The organism is Candidatus Gracilibacteria bacterium (assembly GCA_010119145.1).
In the GTDB taxonomy this organism is placed as follows: domain Bacteria; phylum Patescibacteriota; class Gracilibacteria; order BD1-5; family UBA6164; genus JAACSU01.
Genome location: JAACSU010000025.1, coordinates 1 through 1,780, shown reverse-complemented (window position 1 = coordinate 1,780; position 1,780 = coordinate 1). Strand labels below are relative to the sequence as shown.

At 33.6% G+C, this 1,780-nt stretch carries 3 protein-coding genes; 2 read left to right on the top strand and 1 reads right to left on the bottom strand.

The genetic code is table 25. The annotated features are described in order from the left end of the window. Positions 1–9 precede the first annotated feature (9 nt). Both GW846_06470 and GW846_06465 read left to right on the top strand, forming a co-directional pair. A complete protein-coding gene (locus GW846_06470) occupies positions 10–126 on the top strand; it encodes a hypothetical protein (protein ID NDK10389.1) in 117 nt (38 codons plus the stop codon). Between the two features lie 46 nt (positions 127–172). Then, entirely contained in the window at positions 173–559 is a 387-nt protein-coding gene (locus tag GW846_06465; GenBank protein ID NDK10388.1) for a four helix bundle protein, read from the top strand. A 40-nt stretch (positions 560–599) separates the two neighbouring features. On the opposite strand, the gene GW846_06460 is transcribed toward GW846_06465, so the two are convergent. Further along, on the bottom strand, positions 600–1,780 hold a 1,181-nt coding region (locus GW846_06460), incomplete at its 5' end, for an FtsX-like permease family protein (protein ID NDK10387.1).

Genomic DNA, 1,780 nt, shown 5'->3' with positions numbered 1-1,780 from the left:
AAAAACTTTTTGGTTTATCAAAGGGAAGGTAAGCCTTGTATAAACTGTAAAACAATAATTAAAAGAATTAAACACAACGGACGAAGTTCATTCTTCTGCCCCAAATGCCAGAAAAGTTATAATTAGTTTAAAATAGTTATAAATTGTTATAAATCGTTCTAACTAATAATTTATGAAAAGTGTTAAAAACTTAAGAATATATTTAAAAGCATTAGAATTAGTCGGAAAAATCTATAAATTAGTTAAAGAAAATCAAACCCTATACAGAGATTTTTCTTTATGCGATCAATTGAAAAGAGCATCAGTTTCCGTTCCAGCAAATATTTCTGAAGGCTATGCTCGTAGCAATAAACAGTTTAAAAATTATTTGGAAATTGCTAAAGGTTCAGATAATGAAGTCATTACACTACTAGATATTGTCAAGCTTGTTTATAACGTAGATACTAACTCACTACAAAATGAATATGATATTTTAGCGAGGCAAATCACTTCTTTTTCAAACTCTTTCTGATTTTTTTACTATTTCCAACCATTTTCAACTATTTCCAACTATTTATAACTATTTATAACTATTTACAACTATTTATAACTATTTACAACTATTCGTATCTGATCGCCTCAACCGGTTCAAGATTAGCTGCTTTCCTTGCCGGCAAAACCCCAAAGACAACTCCAATTAGAGTTGAAACTCCAAGGGCTAAGGTCACTGAAGTGACATCCATATAAGCGGGAAAATATGGTTGAACTATTAAAATTCCAATGTAGGCCAAACCAAGACCCAAAGCTCCACCAAGGATCGATAAGGCCACTGCTTCAACTATAAATTGAAATAAAATATCATTTTTCCGGGCCCCGATTGCCCGCCTAATTCCAACTTCTTTGGTTTTGTCCGAAACTGTCACATACATAATATTCATTATTCCTATCCCTCCGACCAAAAGTGAAATACTAGCGATCGCCACAAGTACTAAATTCAAAATTCCAAAAATTCCATTAACGACTGATAATATTTCCGTTGGTTCAATAATACTGAATTGGTCCTCTTTATATCTTTTTAACATTTCACTTTTTACTTCCTCTTTGACGGTAGCAATTGGCAGATTCTCATCAGTCTTCATCGCAAAACGGATAAATTTTTTGTCTGGATCAAATATAAAACCAGTTGTGTAAGGTCCAAAAAAATATGAATCATAATCTGGCCCACCAAATCCTCCCCCACCTTTACTTTTTATTACCCCAACGATTGTAAAAGTCACACCATCAATGGTGACTTTTTTGTCAATAGCTTCACCAATCGATCCAAAAAGTTTTTCCGCTATCTTTGGTCCAGCCACAACGACTTTAGCTCTTTTACCGACGTCACGCTTTTCAAATAATCTTCCTTTGTCTATATCAAATCCTGAAATATTAAAAAAAGCTTCCGATGAAAAAAACATCGTCACAAATTCAGATTTTTTCGACCCCTTGGCTGTCCCCGATTTTGATGATAATGGAGTAATTGCAGTGATACTGCGAACTCTTTTTAATCTATTAAAATCTTTTAAATCAAAACGGTTACCCAATAATGACGATGCGCCAAATCCTCCACTTTCCAATAATTTACCCGGGGCTACGAATAAAGTATTTGTTCCCAAAGCGTCAAATTGATCGGATATATATTTTTTTAAACCTAAACCCATGGCGGTTAAAGTTACTACAGCAAAAACCCCAATTAAAATTCCAAGAGAAGTCAAAAATGTCTGCATTTTACTACGTCTAAAATCTTCCAGTGCCGATTTAA